Genomic DNA, 918 nt, shown 5'->3' on the forward strand with positions numbered 1-918 from the left:
AGAGCCCGACTCATAATTCGAGCTTTGCAATACGGCGGGTCATTCGCCTGATGGATGCGATGATGAGCCATGCTTCTGACGAGGCGATGGAAGCCTCCCAGTCCTTGGCGAGGCGTCGGCATCGGTTGAGCCATGCGATGGTGCGCTCGACGACCCAGCGGCGGGGCAGGATGACGAAGGACCGGGTATCCGACCGTTTGACGATCTCGATGGCAAGCCGGTCGATATGCGCGATCGCGGTTTCCAGTTTGGGCCCTGCATAGCCGCCATCGGCGAAGAAGCGGGCCAGCGAAGGATATGCATCCCGGCATCGCTCGAGGAGGCCAGGTGCGGCATCTCGATCCTGAACGCCGGCGGGAAGGACCAGGGCGTCGAGCAAGCTGCCAGTCGTATCGGTCGCGATGTGGCGCTTGCGCCCTTTGATCTTCTTGCCCGCGTCGTAGCCGCGCGGGCCTCCCGCTTCGGTGGTCTTGACCGACTGGCTATCGATGATGCCTGCAGTCGGTTCGGCCCCGCGGCCTTCCGCGACCCGCACCCCGGCCACCAGCACCGCGTTGACCGCATCGAGCAGGCCACTGTCGCGCATCCGGTAGAAATGATACTGCACCGTCGTGAACGGTGGGAAGTCCCGGGGCAGTTGCGCCCACTGACACCCCGTCGCCGCAAGGTACTGGATCGCGTTCCACATATCCCGTGCCCGGTGCAGGCGTGGACGCCCCACCTTCGTGGTTCGTGCCAGCAGCGGTGCGATGATCGCCCATTCCGCATCGGTGCAGTCGCTTGTGTAGCGCAGCCTTCTTCTGTCATGCTCGCGGCGAGCGGTTTCGGTCCAGCCCATATGATCCCCGTGGTCTTCGCAACCCTCGGTGAATCACAACTGGCTGAAATCGCTCAACCTAATTTCCGGTTGGGCTCTAA

At 63.3% G+C, this 918-nt stretch carries 1 protein-coding gene; it reads right to left on the bottom strand.

The window, feature by feature from the left end:
* Positions 1 to 10 precede the first annotated feature (10 nt).
* Positions 11 to 838: an IS5 family transposase gene (locus tag BRX43_RS20070; RefSeq protein ID WP_125996799.1), complete on the bottom strand. Its 828-nt coding sequence runs from the start codon at positions 836 to 838 to the stop codon at positions 11 to 13.
* Between the last annotated feature and the right edge of the window lie 80 nt (positions 839 to 918).

The organism is Sphingomonas sp. S-NIH.Pt15_0812 (assembly GCF_003951315.1).
In the GTDB taxonomy this organism is placed as follows: domain Bacteria; phylum Pseudomonadota; class Alphaproteobacteria; order Sphingomonadales; family Sphingomonadaceae; genus Sphingomonas.